Origin of the sequence: Pseudomonas brassicacearum subsp. brassicacearum (genome assembly GCF_008801605.1) — a bacterium.
Classification (GTDB): domain Bacteria; phylum Pseudomonadota; class Gammaproteobacteria; order Pseudomonadales; family Pseudomonadaceae; genus Aquipseudomonas; species Aquipseudomonas brassicacearum.
In genome coordinates this window covers 1-667 of record NZ_VZPJ01000041.1, presented here as the reverse complement: position 1 = coordinate 667, position 667 = coordinate 1, and the positions used below count along the sequence as shown (strand labels likewise).

Sequence of the window (667 nt, the reverse complement as noted above, 5' to 3'; positions counted from 1 at the left end):
TTGAAAATTTAGGAATGAGCATATATGTAGATTGGGCAGATGAAACAATGCCGGAACAGACAAATGGAATTACAGCAACAAAGATCAAAAATCAGATTGTTTGTTTAAATGATAAATTTATTTTGTTAGCAACAAATGAAGCATTGGCATCAAGATGGTGTAATTGGGAAATAGGTATAGCCGACCCATTCAAATTACATAAAGATAAAATTGCCTTATTACCATTAATTGATAGCCCATCTTCTTGGAATGGAAATGAATATCTCCAAATCTATCCTTACATCAAAGAAAGTGTAAATACCGCCGGTGAGTATTATCTATGGTATCCAAACGGTGATTGTAAAAATTTAAAAACATGGTTAAAAGGTTAATTAATAATGAGCTTTACCAAATCTCAAGAAAAATTTATCAATGAATATGTTAAAGCTATTCAAGATGGAAATGCTGCAATTTTTGCTGGAGCTGGTCTATCTGCATCTTTAGGATTTGTTAATTGGAAAGAACTATTAAGAGATTTAGCTGATGATTTAGATCTTGATATTGATAAAGAAACAGATCTACTCTCGATAGCACAATATCATTATAATAAATTCAACAGAACTCGTATTAACGATAAAATTATCAATGAATTTACAAGCTTAGACAAAGGCAGTGAAAATCACCAAAT

General features: G+C 30.6%; 2 pseudogenes. Both read left to right on the top strand.

Annotated features, from left to right (window positions below):
• Positions 1 to 371, top strand: a pseudogene (locus F7R20_RS31415) (hypothetical protein); the annotation flags it as partial.
• Positions 372 to 377: 6 nt separating this feature from the next.
• A pseudogene (locus F7R20_RS31410) lies at positions 378 to 667 on the top strand (hypothetical protein); the annotation flags it as partial.